The 22484-nt window shown below is 71.4% G+C and carries 18 protein-coding genes; 2 read left to right on the top strand and 16 right to left on the bottom strand.

Annotated features, from left to right (window positions below; genetic code table 11):
- Positions 1 to 23 precede the first annotated feature (23 nt).
- The 6 genes from DWB77_RS23560 to DWB77_RS23535 all read right to left on the bottom strand — a co-directional run bounded on the left by DWB77_RS23560 (position 24) and on the right by DWB77_RS23535 (position 6517).
- On the bottom strand, positions 24 to 1688 hold the full coding sequence (locus tag DWB77_RS23560; RefSeq protein ID WP_120723137.1) for a beta-N-acetylhexosaminidase: 1665 nt from the start codon (positions 1686 to 1688) through the stop codon (positions 24 to 26).
- Between the two features lie 568 nt (positions 1689 to 2256).
- Complete coding sequence (locus DWB77_RS23555) at positions 2257 to 3102, bottom strand: carbohydrate ABC transporter permease (RefSeq protein WP_120728151.1); 846 nt, start codon at positions 3100 to 3102, stop codon at positions 2257 to 2259.
- Between the two features lie 5 nt (positions 3103 to 3107).
- Positions 3108 to 4067: a carbohydrate ABC transporter permease gene (locus DWB77_RS23550; RefSeq protein ID WP_120723136.1), complete on the bottom strand. Its 960-nt coding sequence runs from the start codon at positions 4065 to 4067 to the stop codon at positions 3108 to 3110.
- Positions 4064 to 5362: an extracellular solute-binding protein gene (locus DWB77_RS23545; RefSeq protein ID WP_120723135.1), complete on the bottom strand. Its 1299-nt coding sequence runs from the start codon at positions 5360 to 5362 to the stop codon at positions 4064 to 4066. Before DWB77_RS23545 ends, DWB77_RS23550 begins: the two co-directional genes overlap by 4 nt.
- Before the next feature lie 244 nt (positions 5363 to 5606).
- Positions 5607 to 5900: a DUF3039 domain-containing protein gene (locus tag DWB77_RS23540; protein ID WP_100578609.1), complete on the bottom strand. Its 294-nt coding sequence runs from the start codon at positions 5898 to 5900 to the stop codon at positions 5607 to 5609.
- Positions 5901 to 5956: 56 nt separating this feature from the next.
- Positions 5957 to 6517: a YqgE/AlgH family protein gene (locus DWB77_RS23535; RefSeq protein ID WP_053727200.1), complete on the bottom strand. Its 561-nt coding sequence runs from the start codon at positions 6515 to 6517 to the stop codon at positions 5957 to 5959.
- A gap of 254 nt (positions 6518 to 6771) precedes the next feature.
- Between DWB77_RS23535 and murA the strand changes: the two genes are divergently transcribed.
- Positions 6772 to 8112, top strand: coding sequence for a UDP-N-acetylglucosamine 1-carboxyvinyltransferase (gene murA, locus DWB77_RS23530; protein ID WP_120723134.1), 1341 nt, complete (start codon positions 6772 to 6774; stop codon positions 8110 to 8112).
- Positions 8113 to 8592: 480 nt separating this feature from the next.
- Here the strand turns inward: murA and DWB77_RS23525 are convergent, their stop codons facing one another.
- The 6 genes from DWB77_RS23525 to DWB77_RS23500 all read right to left on the bottom strand — a co-directional run bounded on the left by DWB77_RS23525 (position 8593) and on the right by DWB77_RS23500 (position 15664).
- Positions 8593 to 8874 (bottom strand): HU family DNA-binding protein, encoded by a 282-nt coding sequence (locus DWB77_RS23525; protein WP_003968811.1) that lies wholly within the window; start codon positions 8872 to 8874, stop codon positions 8593 to 8595.
- A 399-nt stretch (positions 8875 to 9273) separates the two neighbouring features.
- On the bottom strand, positions 9274 to 10707 hold the full coding sequence (locus tag DWB77_RS23520) for an NAD-dependent malic enzyme (RefSeq protein ID WP_120723133.1): 1434 nt from the start codon (positions 10705 to 10707) through the stop codon (positions 9274 to 9276).
- Positions 10708 to 11125: 418 nt separating this feature from the next.
- Positions 11126 to 13537, bottom strand: a complete 2412-nt coding sequence (locus tag DWB77_RS23515; RefSeq protein ID WP_246033618.1) for a HelD family protein — start codon at positions 13535 to 13537, stop codon at positions 11126 to 11128.
- 117 nt (positions 13538 to 13654) lie between these two features.
- Complete coding sequence (locus tag DWB77_RS23510; RefSeq protein ID WP_120723131.1) at positions 13655 to 14416, bottom strand: anti-sigma factor family protein; 762 nt, start codon at positions 14414 to 14416, stop codon at positions 13655 to 13657.
- The gene (locus tag DWB77_RS23505) at positions 14413 to 15000 is read right to left on the bottom strand and encodes a sigma-70 family RNA polymerase sigma factor (RefSeq protein WP_078966511.1); all 588 of its coding nucleotides are present in this window, start codon (positions 14998 to 15000) and stop codon (positions 14413 to 14415) included. Before DWB77_RS23505 ends, DWB77_RS23510 begins: the two co-directional genes overlap by 4 nt.
- Before the next feature lie 103 nt (positions 15001 to 15103).
- Positions 15104 to 15664, bottom strand: coding sequence for a CGNR zinc finger domain-containing protein (locus tag DWB77_RS23500; RefSeq protein ID WP_120723130.1), 561 nt, complete (start codon positions 15662 to 15664; stop codon positions 15104 to 15106).
- 218 nt (positions 15665 to 15882) lie between these two features.
- On the opposite strand from DWB77_RS23500, the gene DWB77_RS23495 reads away from it, so the two are divergent.
- A complete protein-coding gene (locus DWB77_RS23495) occupies positions 15883 to 16431 on the top strand; it encodes a DUF1772 domain-containing protein (protein WP_246033617.1) in 549 nt (182 codons plus the stop codon).
- Here the strand turns inward: DWB77_RS23495 and DWB77_RS23490 are convergent.
- From DWB77_RS23490 to DWB77_RS23475, 4 genes are all read right to left on the bottom strand, one after another.
- Complete coding sequence (locus DWB77_RS23490; protein ID WP_120723128.1) at positions 16364 to 17542, bottom strand: uroporphyrinogen-III synthase; 1179 nt, start codon at positions 17540 to 17542, stop codon at positions 16364 to 16366. The genes DWB77_RS23495 and DWB77_RS23490 overlap by 68 nt on opposite strands.
- A 103-nt stretch (positions 17543 to 17645) precedes the next feature.
- Positions 17646 to 18983, bottom strand: a complete 1338-nt coding sequence (locus tag DWB77_RS23485) for a nitrate/nitrite transporter (protein ID WP_120723127.1) — start codon at positions 18981 to 18983, stop codon at positions 17646 to 17648.
- 143 nt (positions 18984 to 19126) lie between these two features.
- Positions 19127 to 20284, bottom strand: coding sequence for an acyltransferase family protein (locus DWB77_RS23480; protein WP_120723126.1), 1158 nt, complete (start codon positions 20282 to 20284; stop codon positions 19127 to 19129).
- Positions 20281 to 22383, bottom strand: coding sequence for a bifunctional polysaccharide deacetylase/glycosyltransferase family 2 protein (locus DWB77_RS23475; RefSeq protein WP_120728149.1), 2103 nt, complete (start codon positions 22381 to 22383; stop codon positions 20281 to 20283). The genes DWB77_RS23480 and DWB77_RS23475 overlap by 4 nt, the downstream gene beginning before the upstream one ends.
- Positions 22384 to 22484: the final 101 nt, after the last annotated feature.

Here is a 22484-nt window from a genome sequence, read left to right as displayed (position 1 = left end):
GGGGCGCCGCGTTGGGGCGGGGCTCACCTGTTTGGGGGCGCCCCCTCGATCGGGCGTCCGAGCACGCTGGGGCGCTGCTGCCAGGGCAACGGCCCGGTGGGCGGGCGGTAGTCGACGCCGAGCGCGTCAAGGCGCTTGTAGTGGACGGTCATTCGGCGCTCGAAGTCGGCGAAGTCCCGGTCGGCGGGGGCGGGCAGTGCGCTCCAGGCGACCTCGGCGAAGGCGGCGAGACGGGGGAACACCTGGTAGTCGACGCGGGACTGGTTCTCCATCACCTCGGTCCAGACATTGGCCTGAGTGCCCAGGATGTGGGCGGCGGCCTCGGGATCGAGCTGAGGCGGAACGGGCTCGAAGCGATAGACGTCCTCCAGGGTGCGGACGAACCCGATGGGCACGGGCTCGTCGGCGCCCGCGGCCTGCCGGTGGTCGAGGTACACGTACTGCTCGGGGCACATCACGACGTCGTGCCCGGCCTCGGCGGCGGCGATCCCCGCGCCGTATCCGCGCCAGGACGAGACGGCGGCGCCGGGTGCGAGCCCGCCCTCCAGGATCTCGTCCCAGCCGATGAGTCGGCGTCCACGGGCGCTGAGCCAGGTGTCGAAGTGCCGGATGACCCAGGACTGGAGCTCGTTCTCACCGGCGAGCCCGAGTTCGCGGATCCGCTCCTGCGCGACGTCCGACTTCTGCCACTGCTCCTTGGGGCACTCGTCGCCGCCGATGTGGATGAAGGGCGAGACGTCCTCGGGGAAGAGGTCGAGCACCTCCTCCAACACCCCTTCGTAGAAGCGGAGGGTGGTGTCGGTGGGGGCGAGTACGTTCGGATTGACGCCCCAGGTGTCCCAGACGGAGAGGGAGGCGGTGTCGATGACGTCGGTGTTGCCGAGTTCAGGGTACGCGGCGATGGCGGCCTGCGAGTGTCCCGGGAGGTCGATCTCGGGAACGACGCGAATATGGCGCTCGGCGGCGTAGGCGACGATCTCGCGGATGTCGTCCTGGGTGTAGTACCCGCCGTGCGGTTTCTCGTCCCACAGGGGCGAGGCGCGGTGCCCCCACTTGGTCCGCCCGCGCCACGCGCCGACCTCGGTGAGCCGTGGGTAGCGCTTGATCTCGATCCGCCACCCCTGGTCGTCGGTGAGGTGGAAGTGGAAGACGTTGAGCTTGTGGGCGGCGATGAGGTCGAGGTAGCGCAGCACGCCGTCCTTCGGCATGAAGTGCCGCGCCACGTCGAGCATGAGGCCGCGCCAGGCGAAGCGGGGGTGGTCCTCGACGGTGACCTGCGGCAGCGCCCAGCGCCGCCGGCGGCGGCCCGGCTCGACGGGAGCCCTGCGGAAGGCGTCGGGGCCGAGTAGCTGCCGCAGGGTCTGGATCCCGCGGAAGACGCCTGCGGGGGTGCCGCCCTCGATGAGCACGGTGGCGTCCTCGTGGGAGCGGTCGGTGGAGAGCCGGTACGCCTCGGGGCCGTGCCGCCCGCCGATCTCCGCCCTGACCCGCAACACGACCCGCTCGGCCCCGACACCGCCGTCCGCGAGGGGGAGCCCTGTCGCGACCCCGATGGTTCCCCTCAAGAGGGGGGCGAGGGGGGAGGTTTCGGGGGTGGTGTGGAGGGTGGTGGTGGGGGTGAGGTGGGTGGGGGTGGGGTGGGTGGGGTGGGTGCGGGTGGGGGCGGGGATGAGGTGGTCGATGTCCATCGGGGTCCTCTCGGGGGGGTGGGGGTGGGGTGTGGGTGAGGGGGGTGTTGGGGGCGGAGGGTGTTGGGGCTGAGTGGACCGGGGTGCTTGTCGCGCAGTTCCCCGCGCCCCTAGACCCCCCTTTCGTCCTCGCACCGTGCGTGGCTGGTCGCGCAGTTCCTCGCGCCCCTTAAGTGCTCGGTGCGGGGGCACCTACAGCCTGTCCGGCGATTGAGGACGAGCGCCGTTCAGGCGCGAACGGGGGTGCAGGGGGCAGAGCCCCCGCAGGGGTCTGGGGCGCAGCCCCAGGGGCCGAACCATCCAACCCGCTACACGGGCGGGTGGGCGGGCGAACCCGCCGGGGTCTGGGGCGGAGCCCCAGGGGCCCGGAACCAACCAACCCGCTGCACGGGCGGGTGGGTGGGCAGACCCCCGGGGTCTGGGGCGGAGCCCCAGGGGGTCAGCCCGTTCAACGCGCTGCACGGGTGGGGGGTGGGCGAACCCGCGGGCCCCAGGGGGCCGAACCCTCCAACCCGCCGCACGGGTGGGTGGGTGGGCAACCCCCCCGGCCGGGGCGGAGCCCAGGGGGTTATTTGAGGGCGCCCCCAAACCCGCTCACCAGCCTCCGCTGGACCAGCACGAAGAACACCAGCACCGGCACGGTCATGACCGTGGACGCCGCCATGATCCCGCCCCAGTCGTTCTCGTCCGGCTTGAAGAAGACAAGCAGCGCCATCGGCAACGTGGACTGCGAGGTGTCGCTGATGATGAACGACCTCGCGAAGAGGAAGTCGTTCCACGCGGAGATGAAGGAGAAGACGCTGGTCGCCACGAGCCCGGGGAAGACCAGCGGGAACAGGATCTGCCACAGGAAGCGCGTGCGGCTCGCACCGTCGAGCGCCGCCGCCTCCTCGAGCGCGACCGGCACCCCCTTCACGAACCCCCGCAGCATCCAGATCGCGAAGGGCAGCGAGAACGCGAGGTGCGGCAGGATCAGCGAGCCCAGCGTGTTGAGCTGCCCCAGGTCCCGCATGAGGAAGAAGAGCGGGATCGTCAGCGCCTCGACCGGCACCATCTGCGCCACCAGGAACATGATCAGCAGCGTGGTGCGGAACCGGAAGCGGAAGCGGGTCACCGCGGTGGCCGCGAGGAAGGCGATCAGCGCCGAGAGCAGCACCACGGACCCGGCCACGATCAGGCTGTTGAGGAAGTACCGCCCGAAGTCCTGTTGCGAGAAGACCCGGCGGAAGGAGTCGAGGGAGGGCGCGAGGGTCCAGGGCCTGGGGTGGCTGGACTGCACCTCCCCCGCCGGTTTGAACGCGGACAGGGCCATCCAGTACAGCGGGAAGGCCACCACCGCGGCCACCAGGAGCGCGGCCCCCTCGGCGATCAGCCGCCCGGGCCTGCGGATCCGTACCGCGAAAAGGGCGGTCAGGGACCTCACAGTTCCTCCCCCTGGCGGCGCAGCAGCCGCAGATACACCAGCGTCGCCGCGAGCAGGATCAGCAGCATCACCACGCCGATCGCCGAGCCGAGGCTGTACTGCGACGAGGCGAACGCCTTCTGGTACGCGTACACGTTGAGGACCAGGTTCTGTCCGGCGATGCCGCCCCCGTTGGTCATGACGTAGATCTGGGTGAACACCTTGAAGTCCCAGATGACGGACTGGATCGTGACGACGGTGAGGATCGGGCGCAGCATCGGCACCATGACGGACCGCCAGATCCGCCACTGCGAGGCCCCGTCGAGGGCGGCCGCCTCCAGGACCTCGCCGGGGATGGCGCGGATCCCGGCGTACACCGTGACCATCACGAACGGGAAGGAGCACCACACCACTTCGAGCAGGACGAGCAGGAACGCGCTGTAGCGGCCGTACGTCCACGAGTGGTCGCCGAGGCCGAGGACCCGGTTGACCGGGCCGAAGTCGGGGTCGAAGAGGAACAGCCACACGGTCGAGCCGGTGATCGCGGGCGTCGCCCACGCGCCGAGCGCGGCCAGCATCAGGGTGAGCCGGGGCAGTGCGCGTACCCGCGTGAGGAGGACGGCCAGCGCGCAGCCGACCGCGAGGGTGCTCAGGACGCAGGCCGCCGCGAAGACGAGGGTGGCGAGCAGCACCGACCAGAACTGGCTGTCCGAGAACAGCTCGGCGTAGTTGCCGAACCCCTGGAAGCTGGTCGGCTCACCGCCGCTGACCTGGGCCTGGGTGTACTCCAGGAAGGAGATCAGGCCGAGTTGGTAGATCGGGTAGACCAGGAGCGCGCCGAGGACGGCGAGGGCGGGGGCCAGATACAGCCACGGGGTCCAGCCGGCCCGGCGCACCGGGCGGCCGCGTGCGCGCCCCGGCGCGAGCCCGGTCGGGGGCGCCGGGGCCGTCGCGCGCTCGGCGGTCGCCGGGCTCAACCCGCCGCCCCGAACACGTCGTTCATCCTCTTCGCCGCGTCCGATGACGCCTTCGCCACGTCCTTCTTTCCGCTGACGATCTCCTGGAACATCGTGGGCAGCACCAGCGAGGAGTCGATCCGGCCCCAACCGGGCGAGGCGGGAACGAACTTGGCGCCCGCGGCCAGGGTGCGCACGAACGGCTCGACGAAGGGCTGCTTCTTCGCGACGTCGGCCCGTACGTCGGTGTAGGTCGGCAGGAAGCCCATCGCGTCGAAGAGTTCGCGCTGGGTGGCCTTTCCGGCGAGCTGCTCCATGAGGCCGACGGCGAGCGTGCGGTGCGAACTGCTCTTCAGTACGCCGATGTTGTTGCCGCCCGCGAAGGCCGGGGCGATGGAGCCGGGGGCCCGGCCGGGCAGCGGCACGACGGCGTACTTGCCCTTGACGGCGCCGGCGTCGACGGCGGCGTGGTTGAAGTCGCCGCCGATCGCCATGGCCGCCTTGCCGCCCGCGAACGCGGTCACGGTGGCGTTGCCGCCCATCTGCGCGCACTTGGCGGCGGGGCAGTTGTCGTCGCCGAAGAGCGAGGTGTAGGCCGTGATGCCCTTGCGGGCGGGCTCGGCGTCGAGGGCCGAGGTGTATTTTCCGCCGTTCTCGGTGGCCAGTTCTCCCCCGTTGGCCCACAGGAACGGCAGCGCCCCGTAGGTGTAGGCGCCGCCGACCACGAGCCCGTAGAGGTCGGGCTTCGACTGGTGGATCTTCTTGGCGGTCGCGATCAGCTCGTCCTGCGTCCTGGGCACGGCGAGGCCCAGCTCCTTCAGGACGTCGGTGCGGTAGTACAGCGCGCGTACGCCCACGAACAGCGGGGCGCCGTAGATCTTTCCGCCGACCGTGACGGACTGCTTGGCGGTCGGGTCGGTGTCCTTCGCCTCGTCCCAGGCGACGAACTCGGCGCTCACCTCGGCGAGTCCGCCGTCCTTCACATAGCCGGCCGTGTCCGTGTTGCCGTACTCGATCAGGTCGGGCGCGGAGCCGGGGTCGTTGAAGGCGGCCTTGATCTTCTGGGCGCGGGACTCGACGGGTATGTACTCGACCTGGACCTGGGCCCCCTGGTGGGACTTCTCGAAGGCGGCCACGGCCCGGTCGACGACGTGCTGTTTGGGCCCGTTGTTCACCTCCTGGAAGAGCCAGACCCTCAGGGTGCCGCTCTTGTCGTCGCTCTTCGCGCCGTTGTCGGACGTCCCCGGGGCGCAGGCGGCCAGGCCGGCGAGGGCAAGTGCCGCCAGCGGCAAGGCGGTTCGGGCAGAGAGCTTCACTACGGGAATCCTCCCCATGACCGTTGCAACATACGCAACGAGCGTTTCGCATACTGCACAACAGGGAGGAGGCTATGGCGGAGGCAAAGCGCTCGCAAGAGGTCTGGACAACTCCGCACATGCGAACGGCCCCCGGGGTGTGCGTGACGCACACCCCGGGGGCCGTTCGCGAAGGAAACCCCTCGCCCACCCGAACCCGCAGGCCCGGGCCTACTTCAGGCCCGGGCCCGCTTCGATTCCGGGCTTACTTCTTGTCCTTGCCGCCCTTGTCCTTGTCCTTGTCGCCGCCGGCGCCCATGGACTCGTAGATCTCCTTGCACATCGGGCAGACCGGGTACTTCTTCGGGTCGCGCCCCGGCACCCAGACCTTGCCGCAGAGCGCGACGACGGGCGTGCCGTCCAGCGCGCTCGCCATGATCTTGTCCTTCTGGACGTAGTGGGCGAAGCGCTCGTGGTCGCCGTCGCCGTTCGACACCTGGGGTGTCGGCTCTACGAGGGTCCCCGTACCTGCCCCGCGCTCGGGCTCAAGAGTGCTCATAACCACCAAGGGTACTGAAGGCGAGCGCGCCGGGTGGCGGCGCGTCGGCACCGCCGTCAATTGAGCGAGGGGTCGTCCGGATAGGTGGCCACCATCGCGAGCTCGCTGCGCTGGCGGCGCAGCACCGCCCGCCACAGGCTCTCCGGTTCCGGGGACGAGACGTCACCGGGCTCCGACTCGACCACGTACCAGGCGCCGTCGGTGAGCTCGTCCTCCAACTGGCCCGGGCCCCAGCCCGCGTACCCGGCGAAGATCCGCAGCGAGCCGAGCGCCGCCGCGAGCAGTTCCGGGGGCGCCTCCAGGTCGACCAGGCCGATCGCCCCATACACCCGGCGCCAGCCGAGCGGCCCCTCGTCGCCGGGGATGACGGCGACCCCCAGGGCCGAGTCCAGGGAGACCGGGCCGCCCTGGAAGACCACGCCGGGCTCGCCCGCGAGACCCGCCCAGGACTCCAGGATGTCGCCCACGCCGACCGGCGTCGGGCGGTTCAGGACCACGCCGAGCGTGCCCTCCTCGTCGTGGTCGAGGAGCAGCACCACCGCGCGGTCGAAGTTGGGATCCGCGAGCGCGGGGGTGGCGACGAGCAGCCGCCCGGTGAGCGAGGACACCTCGGTCATGCGGACATGATCCCGCATAAGCGGGCCCGGCGGGGAGCGCACGGCAGCACTGGGGCGCACGCCCGTTTCACCCGTCCGCCACGCCGTCGCGGGGACCGGCCGCGACCCGTGACGCTGTGCTGAATTCCCTGCGCGGAGCGTGCTGTAGCGAAGTCATTACCTTCGTGAACCCTCCCAGGCCTTATGGGGCAGGGGTGAAAGCCCCTTACCCTTTATCCCTGCCCCTTGCCCGACCACTCCGGAACGCGAGATTCATGACCGGCACAGACGATGTACTGCTTGTCCACGGCGGAACCCCGCTCGAGGGCGAGATCCGCGTCCGCGGCGCGAAGAACCTCGTGCCGAAGGCGATGGTCGCCGCCCTTCTCGGCAGCGGCCCGAGCAGACTGCGCAACGTGCCCGACATCCGCGACGTACGCGTCGTGCGGGGCCTGCTGCAACTGCACGGCGTCACCGTCCGCCCCGGCGACGAGCCGGGCGAGCTGATTCTCGACCCGTCCCACGTCGAGTCCGCCAACGTCGCCGACATCGACGCGCACGCGGGTTCCTCGCGGATCCCGATCCTGCTCTGCGGCCCGCTGCTGCACCGCCTGGGCCACGCCTTCATCCCGGGCCTCGGCGGCTGCGACATCGGCGGCCGGCCGATCGACTTCCACTTCGAGGTGCTCCGCCAGTTCGGCGCGACCATCGAGAAGCGCGCCGACGGCCAGTACCTGGAGGCCCCCCAGCGCCTTCGCGGTTGCAAGATCACGCTGCCCTACCCCTCGGTCGGCGCGACCGAGCAGGTGCTGCTCACCGCCGTGCTGGCGGAGGGCGTGACCGAGCTCTCCAACGCCGCGGTGGAGCCCGAGATCGAGGACCTCATCTGCGTGTTGCAGAAGATGGGCGCGATCATCGCCATGGACACCGACCGGACCATCCGGGTCACCGGTGTCGACACCCTCGGCGGGTACACCCACCGCGCCCTCTCGGACCGCCTGGAGGCCGCCTCGTGGGCGTCCGCCGCGCTGGCGACCGAGGGCAACATCTACGTCCGCGGCGCCCAGCAGCGCTCGATGATGACGTTCCTGAACACCTACCGGAAGGTCGGCGGCGCCTTCGAGATCGACGACGAGGGCATCCGCTTCTGGCACCCCGGGGGCTCGCTCAAGTCGATCGCGCTCGAAACGGACGTGCACCCCGGCTTCCAGACGGACTGGCAGCAGCCGCTGGTCGTCGCCCTCACCCAGGCCACCGGCCTGTCCATCGTCCACGAGACGGTGTACGAGTCGCGGCTCGGGTTCACCTCGGCGCTCAACCAGATGGGTGCGCACATCCAGCTCTACCGCGAGTGCCTGGGCGGTTCCGACTGCCGCTTCGGGCAGCGCAACTTCCTGCACTCCGCGGTCGTGAGCGGGCCCACGAAGCTCCAGGGCGCGGATCTGGTCATCCCGGACCTGCGGGGTGGGTTCTCGTACCTCATCGCGGCGCTGGCGGCGCAGGGGACGTCCCGGGTGCACGGGATCGATCTGATCAACCGGGGCTACGAGAACTTCATGGAGAAGCTCGAAAGCCTCGGCGCGAAGGTCGAACTCCCCAACGGTTCGCTGGTCTAACCCCCCGGGGCTCCGCCCCAGACCCCGGGCCCCTTCGCCCACTGGGTTGGCTGGGCCGAGCCCCCTGGGGCTCCGCCCCAGACCCCGTATCGCGCCTGAACGGCGCTCGTCCTCAATCGCCGGACGGGCTGAGGTGGCCGATGCGGGCCAGCACCGAGTAGCTAGGGGCGCGGGGAACTGCGCGCCCAGCCCCGCACGGTCCGCAGCCAAAGACCCCTGGGGCTCTGCCCCAGACCCCGATCGCGCCTAAAGGGCGCTCGTCCTCATTCGCCGGACAGGCTGAAGGTGCCCCAGCACCAAGCAGTTAGGGGGCGCGGGGAACTGCGCGACCAGCCCCGCACGGTCCGCAGACGAAAGCGGGTTTGGGGGCCCGGGGAACTTCGTGGAAAGGGCTCGCGGTACGCGAGAGGGCGGTCACCCCGGGATCAGGGTGACCGCCCTCAGCGTTGCTGCTGAGCGACCTTGCAGAGCAAAGGGCGCTTACTTGCCCTTGGCGGCTTCCTTGAGCTTCGAGCCCGCGGAGACCTTCACGCTGTAGCCGGCCGGGATGTTGATCGGGTCGCCGGTCTGCGGGTTACGAGCGGTACGAGCGGCACGGTGGGTGCGCTCGAAGGTCAGGAAGCCGGGGATGGTGACCTTCTCGTCGCCCTTGGCGACGATCTCGCCGACCGTCTCGGCGAGAGCGGCGAGGACAGCGTCGGCGTCCTTGCGGGTCACCTCGGCGCGGTCGGCCAGCGCGGCCACCAGCTCACTGCGGTTCATGTTCTTACTCCCGTGTTCTTCTTGCCTGTGAGGCGTGCCACGCGGCGGTAGCCGCATGTTGGATACAGCGAAGCCGATGCTGCCAGGGCACTCGGACAGTCCCCGGACCCGGGTCCGTGTGCACGACCTCGCGTCCTGGGGGTCCCCCCTGGACGAAGTCCTTGGGGGAGCATCCTGCCCCCACCTGTGGCGGGAAAGCCAATCCGGCACCCTCCCGAGTCACACCGAGTCACACGAAAAGCGCCCCTGCCTCAGGGTGGTGACGCTCCGTCGACCCCGTGCGCACCCCCGTGGAGGGCCCCCTCGGACGGTGCCGGGGGGTTGCCGGTGCGGATGCGGGTCATGGTCCGCCACCCTAAGGGGGCGTTCCTGGGCCCGCATCCCGCGACGCGCCGGAGCTCAGGCCGACGTGGGCCCTGTCACAGCGGCTCCGGCGGCCTTGGCGGCGGTGCGGACGGCCCCGGCGACGGCCCCGGCGACCTTGTCGTTGAAGACCGACGGGATGATGTAGTTCGCGTTCAGCTCGTCCTCGGCGACGACGTCCGCGAGGGCGCCCGCGGCGGCCAGCATCATGTCCGTGTTGACGGTGCGGGACTGGGCGTCGAGCAGGCCGCGGAAGACACCCGGGAAGACCAGCACGTTGTTGATCTGGTTGGGGAAGTCCGAGCGGCCGGTGGCCACGACCGCCGCCGTCTCGCGGGCGATCGCGGGGTCCACCTCGGGGTCCGGGTTCGCGAGCGCGAACACGATCGCGCCCTCGGCCATCGCGGCGACGTCGTCGCCGTTGAGGACGTTGGGGGCGGAGACCCCGATGAAGACGTCGGCGCCGACCACGGCCTCCTTGAGGGTGCCGGTGAGGCCCTCGGGGTTGGTGTTGTCGGCGATCCAGCGCAGCGCGGACTCGGGGCTCGCGTCCACCAGGTCCTCGCGCCCCGCGTGCACCACGCCGTGGATGTCGGCGACGACGGCGTTCTTGACGCCCGCCGCGAGCAGCAGCTTCAGGATGGCGGTACCGGCCGCGCCGGCGCCGGACATGACGACGCGTACGTCACCCATTCCCTTGCCCACCACGCGCAGCGCGTTGGTCAGCGAGGCCAGCACCACGATCGCGGTGCCGTGCTGGTCGTCGTGGAAGACGGGGATGTCGAGGGCCTCGCGCAGCCGCGCCTCGATCTCGAAGCAGCGCGGCGCGGAGATGTCCTCGAGGTTGATGCCCGCGAAGCCGGGGGCGATCGCCTTGACGATGGCGACGATCTCGTCGGTGTCCTGGGTGTCCAGGCACAGCGGCCAGGCGTCGATGTCGGCGAAGCGCTTGAAGAGGGCCGCCTTGCCCTCCATGACCGGCATGGCGGCCATCGGGCCGATGTTGCCGAGGCCGAGCACCGCGGAGCCGTCCGTCACGACTGCGACGGTGTTGCGCTTGATGGTCAGGCGCCGGGCGTCCTCGGGGTTCTCGGCGATCGCCATGCACACCCGGGCGACGCCCGGGGTGTAGATCATCGAGAGGTCGTCACGGTTGCGGATGGGGTGCTTCGACTGCATCTCGATCTTGCCGCCGAGGTGCATCAGGAACGTACGGTCGGAGACCTTGCCGAGGCTGACGCCCTCGATGCCGCGCAGCTCCTCGACGATCTCGTCGGCGTGCGAGGTGGAGGTGGCCGCGATGGTGACGTCGATCCGCAGCTTCTCGTGGCCGGAGGCGGTCACGTCGAGGCCGGTCACCGATCCGCCGGAGGACTCCACGGCCGTGGTGAGCTGGGAGACCGCCGTGCCGCTGGCGGGCACCTCAAGGCGGACCGTCATCGAGTACGAGACGCTGGGCGCCGTTGCCATGACCGTGTTCCTCTGCTTTCCCTAGCTTCGTTGCTAGCACCGCCCCGGCTGTGGCGCGGCGGTGCCATCCGATGGTCGCACCTACTGGCTGGTAGCCGATAATGGGCGGCCCTTTTCGGAAAGTTGTTTCCACCATACGAGAAAGTGGTGGTCCGGCGGAAGTCCCTTCGGCCAGCCCGCCCGGGAAGGACCGACGGCTCAACCGCCGTACGCCCAACGACAACAGGCCCACGCCATCCGAAGATGACGTGGGCCTGTCGCTCACGTTCATGACACCGACCCGCCATGCTCGCCTCGCGGCAAGTGGTCGCTCTGAGCGACTAAGGTTGGGCCCGGGGGCTTGGATCGGGCCGGTGCCACAACCAGGCTAACAAACCACTCCGCCAAGTGATCCCCGCATCGCGAGTTGACCGCGAATTTACTCGCGGAGCAGATCCGGCACCCCCGCCGCGTCGGGCTCGTCCCGGTCCCCCGAGACGACCGTGAGCTGCTGGGTCGCCCGGGTCAACGCCACGTACAGCACCCGCAGTCCGGCCGGGGACTCGTCCGCGATCTCGGCCGGGCTGACGACCACCGTGGCGTCGTACTCCAGACCCTTGGCCTCCAGGCTGCCCAGCGCCACCACCCGGTCGCCGAGCTCCGCCAGCCAGCGCGCGGCCTGCTCGCGGCGGCGCATCGCGACGACCACGCCGACCGTGCCGTCCACCCGGTCGAGCAGCCGCGCCGCCTCCTCGCGCACCGTGCGCGCGAGGTCGCCGTCGCGTACGACCGCGAACCGGGGCTCGACGCCGGTGGAGCGGACGGCGGCCGGGGACTTCATGCCCGGCATCGCCAACGCCAGGACGCGGGCGGCCAGTTCGGCGATCTCGGCCGGGTTGCGGTAGTTGACGGTCAGCTCGAAACGGCGGCGCGGGCGGCTGCCCAGCGCCTCGTCCCGGGCCTCGGCGGCCTCGTCCGGGTCGGACCAGGAGGACTGGGCGGGGTCACCCACCACCGTCCAGGTGGCGGTGCGCCCGCGCCGGCCCACCATGCGCCACTGCATGGGCGTGAGGTCCTGCGCCTCGTCCACGATGACGTGGGCGTACTCGGTGCGCTCCAGGGCGAGCCGCTCCGCGCGCTCGCGCTGGGTCTCCTCGCGGTGCGGCATCAGCTCCTCAAGACCCGTCAGCGCGTCCAGCGGATCGTACTCGCGCTTCCTCTTCGGCCGGGCCGGGGCGCCGAGCAGCGTCTCCAGCTCGTCCAGCAGCGCCACGTCGTGCACGGAGAACGCGCCATCCGCTGCCCGGGCCAGCGAGCGCGCCAGGCGGCGCACCTCGCCCTGGTTCAGGACGCGGCGCGCCCAGCGCCCCAAGCGCTTCTCGTCGGCCATCGCGGCCAGCACCCCGCGCGGGGTGAGCTCGGGCCACCAGGCGTCGAGGAAGGCGATGAAGGCGTCCTCGGAGGTGATGTCGTCGTCGAAGGAGGAGCGCAGTTCGGCGGCGAGCTCCGGGTCGCCCCGGGAGACGTCACCGGCGCGGCCGGCCGCGGCCGACTTCGACCACAGCGCGTCCAGGAGCAGTCGGCGGGCGCGCGGGCGCAGCAGGTTGACGGGTGCGGTGCCGCCGAGCACGGTCTGGCGGATGCGGCGCAGCTCCTCGCCCTCCAGCTCGATGCGCGCGCCGAACGCGACGACGCGCAGCCGCTGGGCGGGGTGCGGCTGCGGGGCCTGCTCGCCGAGGGCGAGCTGTTCGCCGCCGCGCCGCCGGGAGCGTCTGGACTGCTGCTCCCCCGGCCCTTCCAGGGCGCCCCTGGCGGCCCGGCGCAGCACGTGCAGCATGCGGGAGGAGCCCTTGATCCGGGCGATGGCCGGGTCGTCGTACTCGGTGGCCTCCGCGCCGTCCACGAGGTTGCCGACGGCCCGGATCGCGACCTGGCCCTCCTCGCCGAGCGAGGGCAGTACGCCCTCGGTGTACGAGACGAGCAGCGGCGTCGGCGAGACGATCAGGATGCCGCCGGAGTAGCGCCGCCGGTCCTGGTAGAGCAGATAGGCGGCGCGGTGCAGGGCGACGGCGGTCTTGCCGGTGCCGGGGCCGCCCTCGACGTAGGTGACGGAGGCCGCGGGCGCCCGGATCACCATGTCCTGCTCGGCCTGGATGGAGGCGACGATGTCCCGCATGGTGTGGCTGCGGGCCTGGCCGAGCGCGGCCATGAGGGCGCCGTCGCCGATGACGGGCAGCTCCGCGCCGTTCAGGGTCGCCCGCAGCTCGGGGCGCATCAGGTCGTCCTCGACGCCGAGCACCTTGCGGCCCTTGGAGCGGATGACGCGCCGCCGTACGACCCGGCCCGGGTCGACCGGGGTCGAGCGGTAGAACGGCGCCGCGGCGGGCGCGCGCCAGTCGATGACCAGCGGCGAGTAGTCGGAGTCCAGGACGCCGATGCGGCCGATGTGCAACGTTTCGGCGATGTCGGCCGTGCCGTCCGGGCGCACGGCGTCCTCGGCCGGGTCGATCGAGGTGTACGCGCCGTCCGGCCCCTTCTTGCCGTCCTGGCCGAGCAGGAGGTCGATGCGGCCGAAGAGGAAGTCCTCGAACTCGTTGTTGAGACGGTTGAGATGGACCCCCGCCCGGAACACCTGTGCGTCGCGTTCGGCGAGGGCGCCGGGCGTGCCGACCTGACCCCGCTTGGCGGCGTCGTTCATCAGGAACTCCGCCTCGTGGATCTTCTCCTCCAGGCGGCGGTACACCTGGTCGAGATGTACCTGTTCCCCAGCGATCTCGCGTTCCCGGACCGAATCCACAGTGGATTCGGCGGTACCGGAAGCGGTATCGACAGCGGCATCCTGCGCGGCCACCGAGGCCCCCTTCTGACGTGCATTGGGCAGCCGTCAACCGTACGCGAAGGGGGGCCCGATGTCAGGCCACGATTTGGTGCCGAACCGCATGTCGGGACGGTTCTGCCGCGCCGCGGCTCATGCGGGGATGTCCACGAGCGCCTTCCCGTCGAACGTACGGACCTCGAAGTGGTCGATCTGGTCGTGGGTCATCGCGGTGCCGCCGTGCACGTACAGCGGGTACCGAGCCGATTCGTGGGGGCTGTCCTTGATGCCGTAGCCCCAGTTGGGCACCGCCCAGGAGGTGACCGTCTCGCGTTCGCCGTTCTTGCCGATCGCGATCAGGCTGCACTTGAGCGGGCCCTTGACGTTCTTCAGTTCCAGGACCGTGTGGGTGCCCCAGGCCTTGGGCTCGGTGCCGACGGTCGCGGTCACCTCCGACGTCGGGTCGGTCGCGGAGGTCTTCTGGGTCATGTGGTTGAAGAAGGCATCCTCGGCCGGGCTGGTCGGGTGCGCCTCGGCGCTCTGGTGGGTGCCGGTGCCCGAGGAGGTCGCCACCACCGCGACCGCCGGGCCGCCCACGATCAGCGCCGCCGCGGCCGCCACCAGATAGGTGGTGCGCCGCCTGCGCCGGGCCCGCTGGGCCGCGACCTCGTTGATCAGGGCCATGGACAGATCGGGCGGCGCCGGGCGCAGGGGCTGGGCCGCGGGGCCCGGGAACTCCTTGAGGCCGGCCAGCATCGGCTCCATGCCCGCCAGGGCGTCGAGTTCGGCGGCGCACGGCTCGCAGCCCGCGAGGTGGGCCTCGAAGGCGGTGGCCTCGGCGTCGTCCAGGACCCCGAGCACATACGCGCCGACGGCCTCGTGCGGCGAGCCCTGCGCGTACTCCCCGCTCGTCATGTCGTCACCCCCCGTTCCTCCAGTGCGAGTTTCATGGAGCGCAGGGCGTAGAAGACCCGGGACCGCACGGTCCCGCTGGGTACGCCGAGCGCCTGGGCCGCCTCGTTGACCGTACGTCCCTTGAAGTACGTCTCGACGAGTGCCTCCCGGTGGGCCGGGGTGAGGTCGTCGAGTGCATCGGAGAGGGTCATCAGCCACAACGCCTTGTCGATCTCGTCCTCCGCGGGCATGACCTCCAGCGGCGACGGATCGACCTCCTGCGGCCGGGCCTGCCGGCTGCGGTGGCCGTCGATGACGATGCGGCGCGCGACCGTCACCAGCCAGGGGCGGACCGAACCGGTGGCCCGATTGAGCTGACCGGCGTTCTTCCAGGCACGGATGAGCGTCTCCTGCACGACGTCCTCGGCCCGCTGGCGGTCACCGGCGACGAGACGCATCACGTACCCGAGCAGCGGCCCCGCGTGCTCGCGGTACAGCGCCCGCATCAGCTCCTCGTCGGGCACGGAGCGGTGCTTGGCCCCTCGCGGACGGTCATCGGCCACGGCGGCATCCTTGCGCAACCGGCACCTCCAGGTCGAGACCATTCCGGCGCGCGGCTGCGAGCCGGTTCGTCTCTCCATACGGGCGGTTGTCGGGAACCATTCAAAACGCGGGCGACTTTTCTTCGCCCGTTCTCCGCGGGAGCCTTCACAGGGCGGCGAGCCGGCGCCGGTGCCGGGCGACCCGTTCGCGGTTTCCGCACGCCTCGCTGGAGCACCAGCGGCGCCGGCGCCCGCGCGAGGTGTCGAGGTAGAGCAGCCGGCAGCTGTCGCCCTCGCACTGGCGGAGCCGGGATCTCGCCTCGGGGTCGGTGAGCAGGTCGACGGCGTCCCGTGCGACGACGGCGAGCAGCGCGCCGCACTCGGGGGCCCGGCTCAGGGTGCGCACCAGGCCGCCGTCCGCGCCTCTGACGGCCCGTACGCCCGGCGGCGCGGCCGCGGCGAGCGCGTTGACGCGGTCGAGGGCCGCGGGGGCCGCATCGGCGGGTCCGCCCAGTTCCGCGTGGATCAACTGGCTCACGCAGCGCCGTAGTTCGAGGAAGCGGGCGAGCCAGTCGTCGTCGATCCCGGCGAGGGGGGTGTCGCGCGGGACGAGTCCGGCGGCGAGCAGCCAGCGGCTCAACTCCTCGACGCGGCCCAGCTGTTCGCTCTCCCGCGCTCCGGTCGCCACCAGATCCAGACAGATCCGCCCGGAGTCGAACCGCACCATGCGCCTGTCACCGCCTAGGGGGTTACCGGTGAGTGCCTCCCCCCAGAGTGCCCGTCGCGGGCCGCCCCCGGTAGCCCTCCTACCGGGGCGGCCGGTGTGGGCCCCCGCCGAGGAGGGCGGCGGGGCTCGGCGTCGTCCTGGGCGTACGTAGACGTCCGCGTATGGGGGTGCGCGTCGCGGCCATGTCGCCGGGGCCCGGGCGGCGGTTGACTCGGGGCATGAACACACACGACAACATGCGGGTCGGCGGCGGCAGTTGGGCCCTGGGGGCGGCCACGGTGGCCACGGGGCTCGCGGCGGGTTCGTTCTTCGTCTTCTCCTGTGCGGTGATGCCCGCGCTCGCCCGCAGCGACGACCACACCTACGTCGCGGTCATGCGGAACATCAACGACGTGATCCAGAACCCGGTCTTCTTCGCGAGCTTCCTCGGGGCGCCGGTGCTGATCGCGGTCGCGGCCTGGCAGCAGCGCCACGAGCCCGGGGTGCGCGGCTCGACGTATGCCGCGCTCGGCGCGTACGCCCTGGCCTTCGTGCTCACCAGTGCGGTGAACGTGCCCCTGAACGACGCCCTGGCCCGCGCCACCGACCCGGCGGCCGCCCGTGCCCATTTCGAGGGGCCCTGGGTGGCGTGGAACGCGGTGCGGGCCGGGCTGTGCACGCTGTCCCTGGGCTTTCTGGCGCGGGCCTGTCTGGGGCGGCTCAGTCCGCGTCGTCCGCGTATTTCGCGTCGGCGGCCGGGTCGAGTGCCAGTCGGTAGCCGCGCTTGACCACGGTCTGGATGACGCGGGGCGCGCCCAGCGCCGTACGCAGCCGGGCCATCGCGGTCTCCACGGCGTGCTCGTCGGTGCCCGAGCCCGGCAGGGCGCGCAGCAGCTCGGCGCGGGAGACCACCCAGCCGGGGCGGCGGGCCAGGGTGCGCAGCAGGGCCATGCCGGCCGGGGGCACCGGGCGCAGCGCTCCGTCCACGAGCACGGCGTGCCCCCGGATCTCGACCCGCCGCCCGGCCAGCGGCAAGACTCGTGCCCGGGAAGGGAGTTCGGCGCACAGGAGCTGGACGAGCGGCCCCAGACGGAAGCGTTCGGGGGCGAGGGTGTGTACGCCGCGGGCCTGGAGCGGCAGCGCGGTGACCGGGCCGACGCAGGCGGTCAATACGTCGTCGCGCAGGGCGAGCAGCAGCTCGGCGAGCATGCCGCGTTCCTCGGCCCGGTTCAGGAGCGAGGCCGCGGCCGGGGCGCTGGTGAAGGTGAGCGCGTCCAGGCCTCGGGAGACGGTGGCGTCCAGGAGCCGGTCGAGGGGCGCCGGGTCCTGCGGCGGCAGCCAGCGGTAGACGGGGACCCCGACGATCTCGGCGCCGCCGGCCCGCAGCGCCTCCACGAAGCCCGGCAGGGGTTCGCCGTGCAGCTGGATCGCGATGCGCCGGCCCGCCACGCCCTCGGCGAGCAGCCGGTCGAGGACCTCGGCCATCGACTCCGACGACGGCGACCACCGCTCGGTGAGCCCGGCGGCCCGCACCGCGCCCTTGACCTTGGGGCCGCGCGCCAGGAGTTCGACGCCTTTGAGGGTCTTGAGGAGGGCGTCCCCTATCCCCCAGCCGTCGGCGGCCTCGACCCAGCCGCGGAACCCGATGGCGGTGGTGGCGACCACCGTGTCGGGCGCCTTGGTGATCAACTCCCGGGTGGCGGCGAGGAGTTCGCTGTCATCGGCGAGCGGCACGATCCGCAGCGCGGGCGCGTGCAGGACGGCTGCCCCGCGCCGGGTGAGCAGCGTCGCGAGCTCGTCGGCGCGGCGGGCGGCGGTGACGCCGACGGTGAACCCGTCGAGGGGCCCGCCCGGCCCGTGCGGCCCGTGCGGTGCGGCCACTTCTGGTTCTGCGGACATGACTCTCCCGGTGGTGCGGTGGCGTCCGAGCCTGCCAAGGGGGCGTGACGCCCGGGGTTCCTGGTGGTTTCCCGGGTGTTACGTCCCCCTGGTGCGGCCGGGATCACACCTCGACGGCGGCGGGCGGGGCCGTGGCGGGCACGCCGGCTTCGGCGGGCCGGCGGATGTATACCGCCCACGTCACCGTGAAACACGCCGCGTAACAGGCGAGGAAGGCGGCATAGGCGGTGGTGCCGGTGCCGGTGGTCCCGAAGGACTGGCGGAAGGCGAGGTTGATCGCGAGGCCGCCGAGCGCACCGATCGCGCCGACCAGACCCATGGCCGCCCCCGACAGGCGCCGTCCGTAGGCCGCCGCGGCCTGGGGGGCCAGACCGCGGGCGAGCGCCTTGGCCTGGAAGATGCCGGGGATCATCTTGAAGGTGGAGCCGTTGCCGAGCCCGCCGAGCGCGAACAGGGCGATGAACCCGGTGAGGAAGACGGGCAGCGACTTCTGCGCGGAGGCGTACAGGACGACACAGGTGGCCACCGCCATCGCGGCGAAGTTCACCAGCGTGATGCGGGCGCCGCCGTGGCGGTCGGCGAGGCGTCCGCCGACGGGCCGGATAAGGGAGCCGAGCAGCGGCCCGATGAAGGTGAGCGAGGCCGCCTGGAGCGGGGTCCGCCCGAACTGGGTCTGGAGCACCAGGCCGAAGGCGAAGCTGTAGCCGATGAACGAGCCGAACGTGCCGACGTAGAGGAACGCCATGATCCAGGTGTGCGCCTCGCGCAGCGCCTCACCGACCGCGCCGGTGTCGTTGCGTACGGGCGCCAGGTTGTCCATCCCGAGCGCGGCCCCCAGCCCGGCGAGGGCGATCAGCGGCAGGTAGACGGCGAGCACGATGCGCGGGTGGGTGGCCCCGGCGGTCGCGATGACCAGCAGCCCGACGAGCTGGACGACGGGGACGCCGATGTTGCCGCCGCCCGCGTTCAGGCCGAGCGCCCAGCCCTTCTCGCGCAGCGGGAAGAAGGCGTTGATGTTGGTCATCGAGGACGCGAAGTTGCCGCCGCCCACCCCGGCGAGGGCGGAGACCAGCAGGAACGTGCTGTACGAGGTGCCGGGCTCCATCGCGAACCAGGCGGCGCCGGCCGGGACCAGGAGCAGCAGGGCGCTGAAGACGCTCCAGTTGCGGCCGCCGAAGCGGGCCACGGCGAAGGTGTAGGGGATGCGGACGAGGGCGCCGACGAGCGTCGCCACCGAGATGAGGAAGAACTTGCCCGCGGGGTCCACTCCGTAGGCGGGGCCCATGAAGAGGACCATCACCGACCACAGGCTCCAGATGGAGAACCCGACGTGTTCGCAGAACACGGAGAGGAACAGGTTCCGCCGGGCGACGCGCCGTCCCGTCTCCCGCCAGAAGGTGTCGTCCTCCGGCTCCCACCGATCGATCCAACGGCCCGTCATCTTGCCTCCACGGTCGGTTCGCTTCCTGTGGCAGCGACCGTAGGGAGAGCGGGTTTCGGCCGCGTGCCGCCGGGTGACCGGGGTGCAACCGTGTCTTCACGGGGTGCGGTCGGCGGCGGTGAGACCGCCGCCGACCGGGCGGCTCAGACGGGCCAGAGGCGGGGGCGGCGCTTGGCCGCCACGTCCTCGACCCAGCCGAAGCACCCCACGCACACGCCGATGAGGAGCCAGGTCACCACGAGGACCGGCCAGGAGCTGTTGAGGAAGGGGGCGGCGCCCGCGAGGGCGTCGACGCTCCACAGGTCGTCCCAGACGGTGGCGGCGACCAGGATGCACAGGTTGTGCCAGAGATAGATGGTCACGGCGCGGGAGTTGAGCAGGGTGATCAGCCGGTCCCAGCGGCGCAGCGGGTCGGGCCAGGTCTCCCACGAGGGGCTGATGTGGAGCAGCAGGAGCACCGCGCCGAGCGACCACAGGGCTTGGGCGAGCGGGATCGCGTCGAGTTCGGTGTCGCCCGTGAGGGAGTACCCGCCGTGCACCGCCCACCAGTAGCCGAGCGCCATCACCAGGGGGGCGAGCGAGGGCACCAGATAGCCGGGGAGCTTGCGCAGGACGCCCGCCTGGTGGGCCATGCCGAGGATCCAGCAGGCGCCGAAGGTGGCGAAGTCGGTGAGCGCGGAGTCGATCCGCTCGGGCAGCCCGAGGTCGGCGAACTCCAGGAGCGCACAGAGCGCGACCGGGGCGATGATCGTCGGCCAGGGCAGCTTGCGCAGCAGCGCCCTGAAGAGCGGCGAGAGCAGCACGAACCACAGGTAGGCGCGCAGGTACCAGAGCGGTTCGGCGAGGTTGGCGCCCCAGTTGTCGCCGAGTACGTGGTGGATGCCCGGCAGGTCGGCCGCGTACGGCGGATCGCTGAGCGGCACCACCCAGAACAGCAGATGCCCCCACCACCAGGCGGGGTGCCCGTCGGAGTCGGGGCCCCAGCCCTGGGCGAGCATCCCGGTGATGCCGACCGCGCCGAGCAGCCACATCGGGGGCAGCAGCCGCCGCAGCCGGCCGCGTACGACCTGGACGGCGGGCCGCTTGAGGGAGCGGGCCATCAGGTTTCCGGCGAGCGCGAACATCACGCCCATGGAGGGGAAGGCGAGCGGCAGCCAGGCCCAGCCCATCAGGTGGTAGAGCACCACCCGGAACAGGGCGAGGCCGCGCAGGAAGTCGAAGTACCGGTCGCGCGCGGGCGGCCGGGGCGGCGGCGCGGCGGGGGTGGCCGCCGCCTCGGGCACGTTGACGTAGGAGGTCATCCGGCGGCCTTCCGTTCGGCGGGGTTGCCGGGCGCCTCGACGACGCCGGTGCGGCGCAGCTTCTGCCAGCGCAGCCGGCCGCCGGTCACCGCGGTGATCCAGGACTGGAGCAGCACGACGTACATCAACTGCCGGTACAGGACCTGTTGGAGCGGCAGGGACAGCAGATGGGTGAGCCGTTCCTTGTCGAGCCGGAAGGCGTAGGCCGCGCACACCGCTTGGATCAGCAGGACGCCGAGCCAGGCCAGGACCGTCTGTTGGGACTTGCCGAAGACGATTCCGTACAGCAGGAAGATGTCGATGAGCGGGGCGAGCAGCGGGGCCACCACCATGAACAGGGCGACCAGCGGCAGGCCCACGCGGCCGAAGCGGCCGGAGGCGCCGCGGTCCTTGATGGCGCCGCGGTGCTTCCAGATCGCCTGCATGGTGCCGTACGACCAGCGGTAGCGCTGCGACCAGAGCTGCTGGACGGACTCGGGGGCCTCGGTCCAGGCGCGGGCGTTCTCGGCGTAGACGACGCGCCAGCCGTCGCGGTGGATGGCCATGGTGATGTCGGTGTCCTCGGCGAGGGTGTCCTCGCTCATGCCGCCGACCCGCTCCAGGGCCTGGCGGCGGAAGGCGCCGACCGCGCCGGGGATGGTGGGCATGATGCCCATCAGGTCGTACATGCGGCGGTCGAGGTTGAAGCCCATCACGTACTCGATGTGCTGCCAGGCGCCGATGAGCGAGTTGCGGTTGCCGACCTTGGCGTTGCCGGCGACGGCGCCGACGCGGGAGCTGCCGAAGGGCTGGACGAGTTCACGGACGGTGCCGGGTTCGAAGACGGTGTCGCCGTCCATCATCACGACGAGCTCGTAACGGGCGTGCGCGATCCCGTTGTTGAGGGCGGCGGGCTTGCCGGCGTTCTCCTGGCGCACCACGCGGACGTTGGGAAGGCCGAGCGCCTCGACGATGTCGGCGGTGCCGTCGCTCGAACCGTCATCGATGACGATCACTTCGATCGGATGATCGCTCGCCATGAGCGAACGAACGGTGTTGGCGATGCATTCGCGTTCGTTGTACGCGGGCACGAGCACCGAGACCGGTTCGGTGACCGGCGGGCCCCAGCTGAAGTCCTTGCGGCGCACCTTGCGGGCGTGGGCGAAGGAGAGGACCAGCATCAGCCCGAAGCGGGTGAACACGAGCACGCCGATGACGGCGAGGCCGACGACCAGGAAGTCGGTGGTGTGTTCGGCGACCTGAACGGCGCCGACGAACGCCTGCCCCTTCCACAGGTCCATTCCGCTGACCGGGGTCAGGGCGCTGGGCGCGCCGAGCGCGGTGGTGAGGTTGACGAAGGTGTAGCCCGACTCCTGCATGTCCGGCAGGAATTGGTCGAGCGCGGCCACGGTCTGCGAGCGGTCGCCACCGAAGTCGTGCATCAGGACGATGGCGCCCTTGTCGTCCTCGGGGGTGGCGTTGTGGATGATCTTCTTGACGCCCGGACGCTGCCAGTCCTCGCTGTCGGTGGAGTCCAGCGCCACGACATAGCCCTTGCTGCCGACGTACTGGACGACCGGCCAGGTGTCGTTGTCCATGGCGTCGGCGAACGAGGAGTACGGCGGCCGGAACAGCGAGCTGTGCACCCCCGCGGCGCCGGCCAGCGCGAGCTGGTTCTCGGAGAGCTCCCGGTCGATCCGCGCCTTCGACTGGTAGGAGAGATCGGGGTGGTTGAAGGTGTGCAGGCCCACCTCGTGGCCCTCGGCGACCATGCGCTTGATGAGGTCGGGGTAGCGCGAGGCGTTGGTTCCGGTGACGAAGAAGACGGCGTGCGCGTGGTGCTTCTTCAGTTCGTCCAGGACCTTCGGCGTCCAGGTGGGGTCCGGGCCGTCGTCGAAGGTGAGGACGATTCTGTGGTCCGGGATCTGGAGGCTGACCGGCTTGCCCGGGGTGCGTGCGTCGATGACCGGGCCGCCGTCGATGATCGACTCGGGCACCCGGTCGGTGGGCGCGGGGTCGCGGACCCGGTGGTCCGCGGAGATCTCGCTGTGCACATAGCCGCGCAGCATCAGCATCGCGACGAGCGCGACGAGGAGCAGCAGCGGCAGCAGGTAGCGCATGGGCAGCCGCTTGCGCCGCGTCGGCCGCGGCTTGGCCTGGGTGGTTGTCATGACAGGTGTCGTTACGCCTTCGGGCCGGTACGCCGGGGTGGCCGTACGGG

Origin of the sequence: Streptomyces hundungensis (assembly GCF_003627815.1) — a bacterium.
Lineage (GTDB): Bacteria > Actinomycetota > Actinomycetes > Streptomycetales > Streptomycetaceae > Streptomyces > Streptomyces hundungensis_A.
This window is presented reverse-complemented; position numbering and strand designations above follow the sequence as displayed.